This is a genomic window from Oceanibaculum sp., assembly GCF_022449305.1.
GTDB lineage: Bacteria > Pseudomonadota > Alphaproteobacteria > Oceanibaculales > Oceanibaculaceae > Oceanibaculum > Oceanibaculum indicum.
In genome coordinates this window covers 23486-37859 of record NZ_JAKUSO010000019.1, presented here as the reverse complement: position 1 = coordinate 37859, position 14374 = coordinate 23486, and the positions used below count along the sequence as shown (strand labels likewise).

Genomic DNA, 14374 nt, shown 5'->3' with positions numbered 1-14374 from the left:
GGGCTCGTTCTCAATTCTCTTCGGACGATCTGTGATGGGGCCGGTCGAGCGGATTGTCGAGGCGCGGGATGACGCGGCGCACATCGATCCAGTCATAGGCGGTTTCGGGCACTTCCTCCTCGCCGATCTGGGCGAGCATGCGCTGGCCGGGGGCGGCCCCGAAACGCAGATAGAAGCTTTCCGCCGGTTCGTTGTCCGACGGCGCCCAGGCGCGCACGGACAGCTGGCCGACCGCCGCCATCGCCTTGAAGGCAGAGGCCAGCAGGCGGCGGCCCACCCCCTGTCGGCGATGGCCGGGATCGGCGTGGATGGCGTATATCTCCGCATCCAGCGCCGCATCCTCCTCGGACCGGGGCGGCCCGAAGGCGATAAAGCCGACGATACTCTCTTCCGCCGGTTTGTCCTTGGACGCCTTGCCCTTCTTTTCGGAAGGCTTCTTTACGGAGTCCGCGGGCTGAGGCTGGGCTGGGGGCGCCAGCACGGCGACCAGCACCATGTTGTTGGTGCTCTCGATCACCTCGCCCCAGAAGGCGGCGGCGCGGACGTCCGCGAAATCCTCGAAGGCGTCATCCGGCACCGGCTTGCCGACCAGGCTGCGCAGCTGCACGCGCGCCACCCCGAAGGCGTCGTCCAGCTCGGCGACGCGAACACTGAGAATATGCTGCTGGCCGCTGTCGCTCACGCTGTCCTGCCGCTGCTCCTGTCCCCTACCCGTCAGCCTTCGCTGCGGTAGTTCGGCGCCTCCCGGGTGATGGTCACGTCATGGACGTGGCTCTCGCGCAGGCCGGCATTGGTGATCTTCACGAACCGGGCATTGGCCTGCAGATCCTGGATGGTCTGGCTGCCGGTATAGCCCATCGCCGCCTTCAGCCCGCCGACCAGCTGGTGCACGACTGCGCCCAGCGGCCCCTTGTAGGGCACCTGACCCTCGATGCCTTCCGGCACCAGCTTCAGCGTGTCCTTCACTTCCTGCTGGAAGTAGCGGTCCGCCGAGCCGCGCGCCATGGCGCCGACCGACCCCATGCCGCGATAGGATTTGTAGGACCGGCCATTATAGAGGAACACCTCGCCGGGGCTTTCGTCGGTGCCGGCGAACAGCGAGCCGATCATCGCCACATCGGCACCCGCCGCGATGGCCTTCGCCAGGTCGCCGGAGAATTTGATGCCGCCATCGGCGATGGCCGGCACGCCGCGTTCACGGCAGACGGCACTGGTGTCGATGATCGCGGTCAGCTGCGGCACGCCCACACCGGCGACGATGCGGGTGGTGCAGATGGAGCCCGGCCCGATGCCGACCTTGATGGCATCCGCCCCGGCATCGATCAGCGCCCTGGCGGCATCCGCCGTGGCGACATTGCCGGCAATGACCTGGGTGTAGTTGGACAGCTTGCGCACCTTGCCGACCGTGTCGATGACCTTCTGCGAATGGCCATGCGCGGTATCGACCACCAGCACATCCACCTCGGCATCGAACAACGCCTCGGCCCGGGCCAGCGCCTCGTCGCCGGTGCCAACAGCGGCAGCGGCGCGCAGGCGGCCCTTGGCGTCCTTGGTGGCGGACGGGTGCAGCTGCGCCTTCTCCATATCCTTCACGGTGATCAGGCCGATGCAGCGATAGGCATCATCGACCACCAGCAGCTTCTCGATGCGGTGGCGATGCAGCAGCTCCTTGGCCTGCTCGCTCTCGATGCCTTCGCGGACGGTGACAAGATTGTCCTTGGTCATCAGCTCGCGCACCGGCTGCGCCGTGTTGCGGGCGAAGCGGACATCGCGGTTGGTCAGGATGCCGGCCAGCTTGCCCGATGCCTTCTCGACGACCGGAATGCCGGAGATATGGTGCTGTGCCATCAGGCCCAGCGCCTCGCCCAGCGTGGCGTCGGGGTCGATGGTCACCGGGTTGATGACCATGCCGGATTCGAATTTCTTGACCCGCCGGACCTCCTCGGCCTGCCGCTCGATCGACAGGTTGCGATGGACAACGCCAATGCCGCCGGCCTGTGCCATGGCAATCGCCAGGCGGCCCTCGGTCACGGTGTCCATGGCGGACGAAATCAGCGGAATTCCAAGCTCGATGGACCGGGTGAGACGGGTACGGGTGTCCACCTCGGTGGGCATGACCTGCGATCTGGCCGGCTCAAGCAGCACATCGTCGAAGGTCAGCGCGTCACGGATCTGCATTGCGCCTCCATGCAAACGGGGCCGCACTATACACCAGTGCCGCGCTGTGTGAAGGCCCAGATGAGGATGATTGCCGGCTTTTCTGTCGCACCGCCATCGCATGGCCCACACGCCGGCATGCAACGGCGTGTGCGTACAAAAATTCATGAATTTTGATGATCTGATTCCAGTCAATTAACTATTATTTTATCATTTTCTTATTAACCTTATGTCGCGCACGGGATTTTTCGGCGCCAACCCTACACAACAAGCCATCGAAAGAACTGCCATGAGCGCTGCCGCCCATACCGACGACCTCGCCGAAAGGCTCCGTTTCCTGAACATTGATGACAGCGTGAAGGCCATGCTGCGCGAATCCCGGCCGCTGATCGAAAAGCATCTGCCCGGCATTCTCGACCAGTTCTATGCCCAGATCGCCCGCTTCCCCTCGGTGCAGCGCCACTTCACCGACCCGGCGATCCGCGCCCATGCGCAATCGGCGCAGATGAAGCACTGGCAGATCATCCTGTCGGGCAAGTATGACCAGGCCTATGTCGATTCGGTGCGCAGGATCGGCCGCGCCCACAACCGGCTGGGGCTGGAGCCGCGCTGGTATATCGGCGGCTATGGCTATCTGACCTCCGCCATGCAGAAGGCGGTCAGCGACACCTATGCCGACGGCATGATGCGCAACAACAGCGCCAAGCGCGCCGCCATGCTGGACGCGCTGAACAAGGCCGCGCTACTGGACATGGACTATGCCATCTCGATCTATCTGGAGGAGGGTGCGCGCGAGAAGGAAGAGCTGCTGGCCCGGCTCGCCAGCGAGTTCGAATCGGGCGTTGGCTCGCTGGGCCAGAATATCGGCGCTGCCGTGACCCAGCTGAATTCCGGCGCGCAGTCGCTCTCCGGTTTCGCCGATGACGCAACCCGCCAGGTGGCGGTCGTGAAGGATGCCGCGACAACGACCGCGAACGCAGTCGATTCCGTTGCCTCCGCCGCCGAGGAGCTGTCCGCCTCCATCGGCGAGATCGCCGGCCAGCTGGAAAACTCCACCCAGGCCTCGAAGGAGGCTGTGGCCACGGTGCGCACCACCCAGGAAACGGTCGGCACCCTGACCAAGGCATCGGAGAAGATCGGCGAGATCGTCTCGATGATCCAGGAAATCGCCTCGCAGACCAATTTGCTGGCGCTGAACGCCACCATCGAGGCGGCGCGTGCCGGCGAGGCGGGCAAGGGCTTCGCGGTCGTGGCGTCGGAGGTGAAGGCGCTGGCGACCCAGACCGGCCGGGCGACGGAGGAAATCGGCAGCCAGATCGACCAGATCCAGTCCGTCACCCGCGAGACGGTGAACGCCATCGCCGAGATCGCGACCCGCATCGACAAGATCGACGAGGTGATCGCGGTGATCGCCGCCGCCGCCGAGCAGCAGCAGGCGGCAACAACGGAAATCTCCCGCAACATCCAGGAATCCTCGCAGAGTACACAGCGCGTCAGCGCTGCCATCGAGGATGTCAGCCGGGTGTCGGACGAAACCTCCAGCATGGCCGGCAACCTGCTGGCGGCAACCAGGGAGATCACCCAGCAGACCAGCACGCTCGACCGTCAGGTCGCGGCCTTCCTCGACAAGGTGAAGGCGGCGTAAGGGGAAGAAGCCGGGAGGGGCTTGCTAAAGCTGGTCACGATCCCGAATATAGAACCGTTAAACAGGCATGCATTTAACGGCACGGATTGGTGATGACACGGCTTCTCAGGTGCCATGCGGAACAAAGCGGCGATGGGTGGGAGGCGACCTGCCTCGACCTCGACATTGCCGTGCAGGGCGACAGCTTCGAGGAAGTCTATGCCGCACTGCAGGAAGCCATCGCGCTGTATCTGGAAACCGTCGCCGATCTTCCGGAAGGGGATCGGCGACGCCTCCTGAACAGGCCGGCCCCGTTGCCGTCGCGCCTGCGCTTTCTCGGTTATGCGCTCCGCAATGTCCTGTCGGACAGCCTGACGAACCGGACGTCATCGGCGGATTTCACACTGCCGATGGCCGCCTGATCAGCGGAACAGCGATTTCGGCAACCCGCTCTGGCGGATCATCGAACCCAGCGTACCCGGCTTGATCTCGTCGCCCTCCCGTGTGCAGGCGACCACAACGATCTTCGTTTCCCCATTCATTACGCCGCGATAGGTCCGGTGACTCCCACGCTGGCGAGCCAGCTCGAAGCCGTTCGCCTCGAGAATGCGCAGGAAGTCCCGGAAATTCATCGGCGGTGATTTCCAGCGGCAGAAGTCATTTTGTAGTTAAATCAGATACGCTCGCCTTCTGCCACTGGGTAGTCATTCCGCGCTCGAAATAAAATAGCCCCTACTCCGCGGCCTGCTTTCTGCCGTAGCCGCCGCCGCCCGGCGTCTCGATCACATAGACATCGCCCGGCTGCATCTCGATCTGGTTGATGTGCTCCAGCTCGATCACCGTGCCGTCGGTGCGTTCCACCGCGTTGCGGCCGGTCTTCGCTTCCCCGCCGCCGGCCATGCCATAGGGCGGGATGACGCGGTGGCCGGACAACATGGCCGCCGTCATCGCCTCGCGGAATCGCACTCGGCGGATCACGCCGTCGCCGCCCTTGTGCAGACCTGTACCGCCGGAGCCCTCGCGGATGCGGAAATCCTCGACCAGCACCGGGAAGCGCCATTCCAGCACCTCCGGGTCGGTCAGGCGGCTGTTGGTCATGTGGGTGTGGACGGCGCTGCAGCCGTCGAAGTCCGGCCCGGCGCCGGAGCCGCCGCAGATCGTCTCGTAATACTGGTAGGTCTCGTTGCCGAAGGTGAAATTGTTCATCGTGCCCTGCGCCGCGCCCATCACGCCGAGCGCGCCATAGAGCGCGTCGGTGATGCATTGCGAGGTCTCGACATTGCCGGCGACCACGGCGGCCGGGTAGTTCGGGTTCAGCATCGAGCCCTTGGGGATGATGACTTCCAGCGGCTTCAGGCAGCCCTCATTCATCGGGATGTCGTCATCGACCAGCGTGCGGAACACGTACAGCACGGCGGCCTTGCACACGGCGGACGGCGCGTTAAAGTTGGTCTTCTGCTGCGCGCTGGTGCCGGTGAAGTCGATCTTCGCCGAGCGCTTCTCCCGGTCGATGGAGACGGTCACCTTGATGACGCTGCCATCGTCCATCTCGTAGGCGAAGCTACCATCCTTCAGCACGCCGATGACGCGGCGCACCTGCTCCTCCGCATTGTCCTGGACGTGCTGCATATAGGCCATGACCACGTCGAGGCCGAAATGCCCGACCATCTTGCGCAGCTCCGCCACGCCCTTCTCGTTGGCGGCGATCTGCGCCTGCAGGTCGGCGACGTTCTGGGTGACGTTGCGCACCGGGTATTTCCCGTCGGTCAGCAGCGCGACCAGCTCCTTCTCGCGGAACTTGCCCTGATCGACCAGCTGGAAATTGTCGATCATCACGCCTTCCTGATCGACGGTCACCGAATCCGGCGGCATCGAGCCGGGCGTGGTGCCGCCGATATCGGCGTGATGACCGCGCGACGCGACATAGAACAGGATTTTCTTGCCCGCCTCGTCGAACACAGGGGTGATGACGGTGACGTCCGGCAGGTGCGTGCCGCCATTATAGGGCGCGTTCAGCGCATAGACGTCGCCGGGCCGGATATCCGGGTTCTCGCGCACCACCGTGCGCACGCTCTCGCCCATTGAGCCCAGATGCACCGGCATATGCGGCGCGTTGGCGATCAGATTGCCGTCCTCGTCGAAGATGGCGCAGGAGAAATCCAGCCGTTCCTTGATGTTCACCGAATAGGCGGTGTTCTGGAGGGTCACGCCCATCTGCTCGGCGATCGACATGAACAGGTTGTTGAACACTTCCAGCATCACCGGATCGACCTGGGTGCCGATGGCGACGCGCGCCGGCAAGGCCTTCACGCGCTTCAGCACCATATGGTCGCGGGTGGTGACCTCGGCCTGCCAGCCCGGCTCCACCACCGTGGTGGCGTTGGCATCGGTGATGATGGCCGGGCCATCGACCTTGCAGCCGGGCGTGAGATCCAGCCGGTCATAGACCGGGGCATCGTGCTTACCGCCGCCGCTGTACATCGGCAGCGTGCCCTTGGCGGCCGGCAGCGCGCCTGAGCCTGCCTCCAGCACCGGGTCCTCGGCGGAATCGGTGACGCCGATCACCTCGACCGACACGGCCTCCACCACCATGCCCTTGTTTTCCATGTGGAAGCCGTAGAGCTGCTTGTGCGCCTCGACGAAGCGCGCGGCAATCTCCTGCCGGCTGCCGAACTCCACCACCTGTGCGGTGTCGGAGCCGTCATAGCGCACATGCACCTTGCGCAGCACCTTGATGTGGTCCTCGGCGACGCCCTGGCGGCGCATCTCCGTGAGCCCTTCCCCGGCCAGCATGTCGAGTTCCTTGGCGAGCGCCGGGATCAGATCGTCGGCCAACTTCGCCTCGACCGCCTTCTCCTTCAGCACGCGCAGATCGGCCAGCCCCATGCCATAGGCCGACAGCACGCCGGCGAACGGGTGGATCAGGATGGTCTTCATGCCCAGCGCATCGGCAACAGAACAGGCATGCTGCCCGCCGGCCCCGCCGAAGCAGTTCAGCGCATAGCGCGTGACATCATAGCCGCGCTGCACGGAAATCTGCTTGATCGCGTTGGCCATGTTCTCGACCGCGATCTTCAGGAAGCCCTCGGCGACCTCCTCCGGTGTGCGCTTCACGCCCATGGATTTCTCGATCTCGGCGGCCATCTCGGTGAATTTCCGGCGCACCACATCGGCGTCCAGCTTCTCGTCGCGCTTCGGCCCGAACACCGGCGGGAAGAAATCGGGATGCAGCTTGCCGACCATCACATTGGCGTCGGTCACGGTCAGCGGCCCGCCGCGGCGGTAACAGGCCGGGCCCGGATTGGCACCCGCCGATTCCGGCCCGACGCGGAAGCGCGAGCCGTCGAAGAACAGGATGGACCCGCCGCCCGCCGCAACGGTGTGGATGCGCATCATTGGCGCGCGCATCCGCACACCGGCCACGATGGTCTCGAAGGCGCGCTCATACTCGCCGTCGAAATGCGACACGTCGGTCGAGGTGCCGCCCATGTCGAAGCCGATAACCTGATCGAATCCGGCCATCTGCGCGGTCTTCACGCAGCCGACAACGCCGCCGGCCGGGCCGGACAGGATTGCGTCCTTGCCCTGGAACAGGAAGGCGTCGGTCAGGCCGCCATTCGACTGCATGAACATCAGTCGGGTATCGCCCAGTTCGCCCGCCACCCGGTCCACATAGCGGCGCAGGATCGGCGACAGATAGGCGTCCACCACCGTGGTGTCGCCGCGCCCGACCAGCTTCATCAGCGGGCTGACCTGATGGCTGACGGAAATCTGCGTGAAGCCGATCTCCTTCGCGATCTTCTCCAGCGCCGCCTCATGCTCGGTATAGCGGTAGCCATGCAGCAGCACGATGGCGAGCGAGCGGATGCCGCTGTCGAACACCGCCTGAAGGTCACGGCGCGCCGCGTCGATGTCGAGCCTGGTCAGCACCTCGCCCTGGGCGCTCATGCGCTCCTCGATCTCGACGACGCGCTCATAGAGCAGTTCGGGCAGGGTGATCTTGCGGGTGAACAGATGCGGGCGGTTCTGGTAGGCGATGCGCAGCGCGTCGCGGAAGCCGCGCGTGATCGCCAGTGCCGTGCGCTCGCCCTTGCGTTCCAGTAGCGCGTTGGTGGCCACGGTGGTGCCCATCTTCACGGCCTCCACCTGCTCCGCCGGGATAGAATCCTCGGCTGTGCGGCCCAGCAGCTCACGGATACCCTGCAGGGCAGCATCGGCATAGGATTCCGGATTTTCCGACAGCAGCTTGTGGGTGACCAGCGTGCCGTCCGGCTTGCGCGCCACGATATCGGTGAAGGTGCCGCCCCGGTCGATCCAGAACTGCCACTCGCCTGCGCCCACCGTCTCAACCGCCATGTTCCGTCACCCTGATACGATCCTGCGATCCTGTCGCACTGCGGTAACGTACCTAGCAACTTCCCATGGTCCTGTCACGGGGCAGTCATGCAGGACGGAGGGAAGAAACACCGACCTTCCCCCGATGCCCTTCGAGACGCCGGCTTCGCCGGCCCTCAGGGCGAGGTGATGGTTGGCATTCCGACAGTGCCTAAATCTATCGGGACACCGGCGGTACCCCTTGGTGACCTCATGCTGAGGAGGGCCGCCAAGGCACTTGGAGGCCCGTCTCGAAGCATATGGCGGCGATATGAAACGCCCTGCCGCCTATCGCACTGACACCCGCCATCACCACTACCCGTCACCCCCGCATTTATTGCGAGGGTCCAGACCTCCGCTAGCTGGATCGCTTATCGAGCAGGCTGAACCCTAGATTCCCGGCACAAGGCCGGGAATGACGGACAAGGAAAGCGAGACGGTCAGGGAAAGCTGGATGTGCGCATTGCTCGCGGCGGCAGGCTGGCTATAGCGGCCCGTCCTGTAGGGCCAGCCGCTCCAGTCCGGCGACTGCCGCCTCGGGCGGCAGCCGGGCGGTGTCGATCACCACATCGGCGTCCGGCCAGGGGCGATAGTCACGAGCCTGCACGGCTTCCCAATCCGGCTGAAGGTGACCCACGATATCGGCTTCGCGTTCCTCCACACGCCGGCGATGTTCCGCCACATCGGAACAGATCACTTCCACCTGCAACAGACGGGCGCCGGCGGTGCGCGCAGCAGTGACCCAGCCTTCGCGGCTTTCGGGGACCGGGTTCACACAGTCCGCGATGACGGTATGGCCAATCTCCAGATTGCTGCGCGCCAGCGCCATCGCCGCCAGATAGCCGGCGGCGCCAACCTCACCCGACAATTCGCCGGACTCGCGCAGCGCCTGCTCCACCGCGTCGATTCGCAGATAGACCGCCCGCAACCGCGCGGCCAGGGCGCGGGATATCGTGGTTTTTCCGGTTCCCGGCAGCCCGCCGAACACGATCAGCATGCATCCCCCTTCGGACAAGGCGGGCATCCTATCCCGCCTGCCTTTCTGGGGGAACTAGGCCGCCTTCGCGCCGAGCTGCTCGAAGAAGCTGCCGACCGTGGTTTCCATCAGGCCGAGCGCCTCCTCCGCATAGCTCATCTGATCCGGTATCCCAAGATCGACGGTCAGTTCCGCCTCGCCATGGTCATGCTGCATGCGGGGGTCGAACTTGCGGGCCAGCTCGAGCAGCCGGCGGTTGTCGGACAGGCAGAACAGAGTCACCCGGTGGACGCCGCGATTGCGCGCCAGCGTGACGACACGGCGCATCAGCTGGGTGCCGATGCCGCGTCCCTCGAAATCCGCCTCGACGGTGATCGCCAGCTCCGCCTCATCGATCCAGCCATTATGGGCGCGGATGACGAAGACGGCGCCGCGCAGCACCCCATCGACGAAGCAGCCGATGGCGATACAGCGGAACCAGTCGATAGCCTTGGTCTTGGTGGAGAGATAGCCGTCATCGACGAAACCGCCGAAGCGGTAATGGCGCTGCTCCGGCGTCAGCCGGGCCAGATGATCGGAATAGGCGGTGGAGTCGGTCGGCCAGAGACGTCTGTAAACAAGCATTGGGGCACCTAACCTGCTGCGGGTACCCTCCCTGGGCCTTGCGGCCGCTCCATCCGAGGGACCGAGGCCCGTGCGGACGGCTTGTATCGTATCGTCGCTTCTGCGATACGTTGCTGCGCAACACTATGCTGCATCGCACAATAATTTGAAACATAAATGTTGTGGCCGTGTGCCCTTGTCAACGGTTATCTCGTGGCAAGGGGCACTGGTGCCCTGCGGTATTTCTCGGTAGGGTCGGGCAAGGCAGGAAACTGAGCGACACATGAGTATCTGGGGCAAGATCATAGGCGGCGCGGCAGGTTTCGCGCTGGGCGGACCGCTGGGCGCGCTTCTGGGCGCGCTGGCCGGCCATGCCGTGGACAAGATCCGCGCCATCGACACCGTCGAGCCGCAGCCGCAGCGCGACGAGGATGGCACGCGCAAGATCGCCTTCACCATCGGCGTCATCGTGCTGGGCGCCAAGATGGCGAAGGTGGATGGCGTGGTCAGCGAGCGCGAGATTCGCGCCTTCAAGGAGGTGTTCCGCGTCCCGCCCGACGAGATCAAGAATGTCGCCCGAGTGTTCAACCTCGCCAAGCGCGACGCGCGCGGGTTCGAGCCCTATGCGCGGCAGATCGCCGGCTTGTTCGAGCCCGGCTCGCCGGTGCTGGAGGAATTGCTGGCCAGCCTGTTCCATATCGCCATGTCGGATGGCCGGCTGCACGATGCCGAAATCGCCTATCTGAAGGAAGTGGCGCGCATCTTCGGCTTCGACGAATTCGCCTTCGAGCGTATCCGCGCCCAGCATACCGGCGAATCCTCGGGCGATCCCTACACGGTGCTGGGGATATCCCCGGACGCTGATGACGACACGGTGAAGAAGGCCTATCGCGACCTGATGCGCGAGAACCATCCAGACCGGCTGATGGCGCAGGGCCTGCCGCAGGAATTCATCGAGATCGCCAACGAGAAGGTGGCGGCGATCAACGCCGCCTACGACCGCATCCGCAAGCATCGCGGGATGAAATGAGCGCTGGCTCATACCGGCATTATTCTCTTCTGTCATGCCCGGACTTGATCCGGGCATCCAGGGGCGGTGCTTTGCCTGTGACACTTCAGGCCGCCGCCCTGGATTGCCCCAAGCCCCATTGGGTCAAGCCCGGCAATGACAACCCTCTATTTCCGGACAGATTTCTCTGACCATGGCGACCAATCCCCCCATTGTGGCGCTGCGTGGCGCCTCCCTCAGCTTCGGCGGCAACCCGGTGTTCGAGAAGGCCGACCTGCCGGTCGGCATCGGCGACCGGCTGTGCCTGGTCGGCCGCAATGGCAGCGGCAAATCGACCCTGATGAAGGCGCTGGCGGGCCTCGCCGATATCGATTCCGGCGAGCGCTTCCAGCAGCCCGGCGCGCGCATCGCCTATCTGCAGCAGGAGCCCGTCTTCGCCAAGGACAGCACCGTCGGCCAGTATGTCGCCCAGGGGCTGCCGCCGGTGCAGGACAATGCGCCGCGCGACCATCTGGTCGAATCGGTGGTGCGCCGGCTGGGGTTAGCGCCCGAGACGCCGACCGCGCGCCTGTCCGGCGGCGAGAGCCGGCGCGCCGCCCTGGCCCGCACGCTGGTCTCCGACCCCGACGTGCTGCTGCTGGACGAGCCGACCAACCATCTGGACCTGCCGACCATCGAATGGCTGGAGCAGGAACTTCTGGGCTTCCGCGGCGGCATCCTGCTGGTCAGCCATGACCGCGCCTTCCTGACCCGGCTGGGGCAGAAAACCTATTGGCTGGAGCGCGGCGAGCTGCGCCGCACCAACCAGAGCTTCGCGCATTTCGAGGACTGGGCTGACAAGCTGCTGGCCGACGAGGAGATGCAGGCGCAGAAGCTGAACCGCCGCATCGCCGAGGAGACTCGCTGGCTGCGCGAGGGGCTGACCGCCCGGCGCAAGCGCAATATGGGCCGGGTGAAGGCGCTGATGGTGAACCGGCGGGAGCGTGCCGAGCGCATCCGCCCGTCCGGCCGCATGATCGTCTCGGTGGAGACCGCCGAGGGCGCCGGCACCGCGATCATCGAGGCCAACCACATCGCCAAATCCTTTCCGCAGCCGGACGGTACGGAGAAGCTGCTGGTGAAGGATTTCTCCACCCGCATCATCCGCCGCGACCGCATCGGCCTGATCGGCCCGAACGGCGCCGGCAAGACCACGCTGCTGAAAATGCTGATCGGCGAGCTGAAGCCGGACAAGGGGCGCGTGAAGATCGGCTTCGGTGTGGAGATCGCCTATTTCGACCAGAAGCGCGAGCAGCTGAACCCCACCACCAGCCTGTGGGAGACTCTGGCGCCCGGCGGCGACACCGTGTTCATCAACGGCAAGCCGAAGCATGTGGCGACCTACCTGAAGGAATTCCTGTTCCAGGACCGCCAGTTCCGCAGCCCGGTCGGCAGCCTGTCAGGCGGCGAGCGCAACCGCCTGCTGCTGGCCAAGCTGTTCAGCCAGCCCCACAATTTTCTGGTGATGGACGAGCCGACCAACGACCTCGACATGGAGACGCTGGACCTGCTGCAGGAAGTCATCGCCGACTATGAGGGCACGGTGCTGCTGGTCAGCCATGACCGTGACTTCCTGGACCGTACCGTCACCGCCATGCTGGCCGTCGAGGGTGAGGGCAAGGTTACGGAATATGCCGGCGGCTACCGCGATTATCTGGCACAGCGCCCGGCGCCCGTCGAGGACACGCCGAAAGCCGCCGCAAAGCCGGCCGCGCCGAAGGCGGAGAAGCCGAAAGCCGCGCCCGCGAAGCTGAGCTACAAGGACCAGCGCGAACTGGACCAGCTGCCCGGCATGATCGACAAGCTGGGCACGGAGATCGCCAAGCTGGAGGAGAAGCTGGCCGACCCCGACCTGTTCCGGCGCGACCCGGACGGCTTCCAGAAGACCAGCGCGCTGCTGGAACGCGCCCAGGCCGCGCTCGCCAAATCGGAAGATCGCTGGCTGGAGCTGGAAAGCCTGCGCGAAGGCATCGAACAGGCGAAGACCGTATGAATATGAGCCTGCGCGACATCGCCCTCATCATCTTCGTCATGGCGGTCTGGGGGGCCAATTTCGGCGTCAGCAAGCTGGGGCTTCAGGAATTGCCGCCGCTGCTGCTGGTCGGGCTGCGCTTCGCGCTGACCGCCCTATTCCTGGTGCCCTTCACCCGGCTGCCGCGCGACAAGATGCTGCCGGTGCTGCTGCTCAGCACTACGCTCGGGCTGCTGCATTTCGCGCTGATGTTCACCGGCCTGCAGAAGGTGGATGCCAGCACCGCCGCCATCGCGGTGCAGATCCAGGTGCCCTTCTCCGCCTTGCTGGCCGCCATCTTCTTCAAGGACAAGCTGGGCTGGCGGCGCGCGCTGGGCATGGCGTTGGCGATTGCCGGGGTGGTGCTGCTGGCGGGCGAGCCGCAGACCAGCAGCAACATCCTGTATCTCGGCATGATCCTCACCGCCTCGATGATCTGGGCGGTCTCGGCGATCCAGATGAAGCAGCTTTCGGACCTGGACACGCTGACGCTGAATGGCTGGATGGGGCTGTTCGCGGCGCCGCAGTTGCTGGTCGGCTCCTGGCTGCTGGAAGACGGCCAGGCGGAGGCCATCGCCAGCGCCGGCTGGCAGGGCTGGGGCGCTGTTGCCTTTATGGCAGTCGCGGTCACCATAATCGGTTATGGTATCTGGATGCAGATGCTAAGGCGCTATCAGGTGAACCAGGTCATGCCCTTCACATTGCTGGCCCCGATGTTCGGCGTGCTGGCCGGCGTGGTCATGCTGGGCGAGAGCCTGAGCCTGCTGAAGCTGGCGGGCGGTGCCCTTACCATCCTCGGCGTCGCCATCATCACCGTGCGCCGGCCGCAGCAGGCGCAGCCCGTGGCCCCAAGGTCATAGCGGCCTCCGGCGGATGAGCATCATCGACAGCCCCTCGCCGAATTTCGGGCCGCGCCGCGACGGCCGGCAGCCCGATCTGGTGGTGCTGCACTATACCGGCATGAAAAGCGCCGCCGAGGCGCTGGAGCGGATGTGCGATCCGGCGTCCGAGGTCAGCGCGCACTACATGATCGACGAGGATGGCACCTGCCACCGTCTGGTGGACGAGGCGATGCGCGCCTGGCATGCCGGGGTGGCCTGCTGGGCCGGGGAGCGCGATGTGAACTCCGTCTCCATCGGCATCGAGCTGGTCAATCCGGGGCATGAGCATGGCTACCGCCCCTTCCCCGACCCGCAGATCGCCCGGCTGATCGACCTGTGCACCGAACTGAAGCCCCGGCATGGGATAGCGCCCCACCGCTTTGTCGGCCATGCCGACGTGGCCCCGTCGCGCAAGCAGGACCCGGGCGAGCTGTTCCCCTGGAAAGACATGGCGCGGCAAGGCTTCGGCCTGTGGCCGAAACCGAACCATGCCGGCGCCCCCGTGGCACCGATGGAGGCCGCCTTCCTGCTGGCCGAGATCGGCTATGACATCGCCGACCTGCCGGCTTCCATCGCCGCCTTCCAGCGCCGCTACCGGCCATCGCTGATTGACGGGCAGCTGGACCGCGAAACCGCCGGCCTGATCAACGGCCTCGCCCGCATGCTGCCGCGCCAGGATGCGCTGCAGGGGGAGTAAGTC

Annotated in this window: 12 protein-coding genes; 6 read left to right on the top strand and 6 right to left on the bottom strand. The window is 65.2% G+C overall.

Annotation, left to right across the window (positions count from 1 at the left end; all coding sequences use genetic code 11):
- Positions 1-10 precede the first annotated feature (10 nt).
- Together MK313_RS08165 and guaB are read right to left on the bottom strand one after the other, a co-directional pair.
- On the bottom strand, positions 11-682 hold the full coding sequence (locus tag MK313_RS08165) for a GNAT family N-acetyltransferase (RefSeq protein ID WP_287780790.1): 672 nt from the start codon (positions 680-682) through the stop codon (positions 11-13).
- A 32-nt stretch (positions 683-714) separates the two neighbouring features.
- A complete protein-coding gene (guaB, locus tag MK313_RS08160; protein WP_008944392.1) occupies positions 715-2178 on the bottom strand; it encodes an IMP dehydrogenase in 1464 nt (487 codons plus the stop codon).
- A gap of 268 nt (positions 2179-2446) precedes the next feature.
- Here guaB and MK313_RS08155 point away from each other — a divergent pair, with 268 nt between their 5' ends.
- The gene (locus MK313_RS08155; RefSeq protein WP_008944391.1) at positions 2447-3802 is read left to right on the top strand and encodes a globin-coupled sensor protein; all 1356 of its coding nucleotides are present in this window, start codon (positions 2447-2449) and stop codon (positions 3800-3802) included.
- Between the two features lie 92 nt (positions 3803-3894).
- Complete coding sequence (locus MK313_RS08150) at positions 3895-4203, top strand: type II toxin-antitoxin system HicB family antitoxin (RefSeq protein ID WP_287780789.1); 309 nt, start codon at positions 3895-3897, stop codon at positions 4201-4203.
- On the opposite strand, the gene MK313_RS08145 is transcribed toward MK313_RS08150, so the two are convergent.
- From MK313_RS08145 to MK313_RS08130, 4 genes are all read right to left on the bottom strand, one after another.
- Positions 4204-4413 carry a type II toxin-antitoxin system HicA family toxin gene (locus MK313_RS08145; protein WP_287780788.1) on the bottom strand — a complete coding sequence of 70 codons (210 nt, stop codon included), beginning with the start codon at positions 4411-4413 and terminating at the stop codon, positions 4204-4206.
- Between the two features lie 100 nt (positions 4414-4513).
- Positions 4514-8137, bottom strand: coding sequence for a hydantoinase B/oxoprolinase family protein (locus MK313_RS08140; RefSeq protein WP_287780787.1), 3624 nt, complete (start codon positions 8135-8137; stop codon positions 4514-4516).
- A gap of 502 nt (positions 8138-8639) precedes the next feature.
- Complete coding sequence (locus MK313_RS08135) at positions 8640-9152, bottom strand: AAA family ATPase (RefSeq protein WP_121220498.1); 513 nt, start codon at positions 9150-9152, stop codon at positions 8640-8642.
- A 54-nt stretch (positions 9153-9206) separates the two neighbouring features.
- On the bottom strand, positions 9207-9755 hold the full coding sequence (locus MK313_RS08130) for a GNAT family N-acetyltransferase (RefSeq protein ID WP_121220496.1): 549 nt from the start codon (positions 9753-9755) through the stop codon (positions 9207-9209).
- A 262-nt stretch (positions 9756-10017) separates the two neighbouring features.
- Between MK313_RS08130 and MK313_RS08125 the strand changes: the two genes are divergently transcribed.
- The 4 genes from MK313_RS08125 to MK313_RS08110 all read left to right on the top strand — a co-directional run bounded on the left by MK313_RS08125 (position 10018) and on the right by MK313_RS08110 (position 14371).
- On the top strand, positions 10018-10764 hold the full coding sequence (locus MK313_RS08125; RefSeq protein WP_008944385.1) for a TerB family tellurite resistance protein: 747 nt from the start codon (positions 10018-10020) through the stop codon (positions 10762-10764).
- A 172-nt stretch (positions 10765-10936) separates the two neighbouring features.
- Complete coding sequence (locus MK313_RS08120) at positions 10937-12775, top strand: ATP-binding cassette domain-containing protein (protein WP_287780786.1); 1839 nt, start codon at positions 10937-10939, stop codon at positions 12773-12775.
- Positions 12772-13653 carry a DMT family transporter gene (locus MK313_RS08115; RefSeq protein WP_287780785.1) on the top strand — a complete coding sequence of 294 codons (882 nt, stop codon included), beginning with the start codon at positions 12772-12774 and terminating at the stop codon, positions 13651-13653. Before MK313_RS08120 ends, MK313_RS08115 begins: the two co-directional genes overlap by 4 nt.
- Before the next feature lie 13 nt (positions 13654-13666).
- Positions 13667-14371 carry an N-acetylmuramoyl-L-alanine amidase gene (locus MK313_RS08110; RefSeq protein ID WP_287780784.1) on the top strand — a complete coding sequence of 235 codons (705 nt, stop codon included), beginning with the start codon at positions 13667-13669 and terminating at the stop codon, positions 14369-14371.
- Positions 14372-14374 lie beyond the last annotated feature (3 nt).

What these genes read in the sequence shown, in the direction of transcription:
- MK313_RS08140 (WP_287780787.1), bottom strand. Translation starts at nt 8,137, where the DNA reads ATGGCGGTTGAGACGGTGGGCGCAGGCGAGTGGCAGTTCTGGATCGAC.
- MK313_RS08110 (WP_287780784.1), top strand. Translation starts at nt 13,667, where the DNA reads ATGAGCATCATCGACAGCCCCTCGCCGAATTTCGGGCCGCGCCGCGAC.
- MK313_RS08130 (WP_121220496.1), bottom strand. Translation starts at nt 9,755, where the DNA reads ATGCTTGTTTACAGACGTCTCTGGCCGACCGACTCCACCGCCTATTCC.
- MK313_RS08145 (WP_287780788.1), bottom strand. Translation starts at nt 4,413, where the DNA reads ATGAATTTCCGGGACTTCCTGCGCATTCTCGAGGCGAACGGCTTCGAG.
- MK313_RS08120 (WP_287780786.1), top strand. Translation starts at nt 10,937, where the DNA reads ATGGCGACCAATCCCCCCATTGTGGCGCTGCGTGGCGCCTCCCTCAGC.
- MK313_RS08155 (WP_008944391.1), top strand. Translation starts at nt 2,447, where the DNA reads ATGAGCGCTGCCGCCCATACCGACGACCTCGCCGAAAGGCTCCGTTTC.
- guaB (WP_008944392.1), bottom strand. Translation starts at nt 2,178, where the DNA reads ATGCAGATCCGTGACGCGCTGACCTTCGACGATGTGCTGCTTGAGCCG.
- MK313_RS08150 (WP_287780789.1), top strand. Translation starts at nt 3,895, where the DNA reads ATGACACGGCTTCTCAGGTGCCATGCGGAACAAAGCGGCGATGGGTGG.
- MK313_RS08115 (WP_287780785.1), top strand. Translation starts at nt 12,772, where the DNA reads ATGAATATGAGCCTGCGCGACATCGCCCTCATCATCTTCGTCATGGCG.
- MK313_RS08125 (WP_008944385.1), top strand. Translation starts at nt 10,018, where the DNA reads ATGAGTATCTGGGGCAAGATCATAGGCGGCGCGGCAGGTTTCGCGCTG.
- MK313_RS08135 (WP_121220498.1), bottom strand. Translation starts at nt 9,152, where the DNA reads ATGCTGATCGTGTTCGGCGGGCTGCCGGGAACCGGAAAAACCACGATA.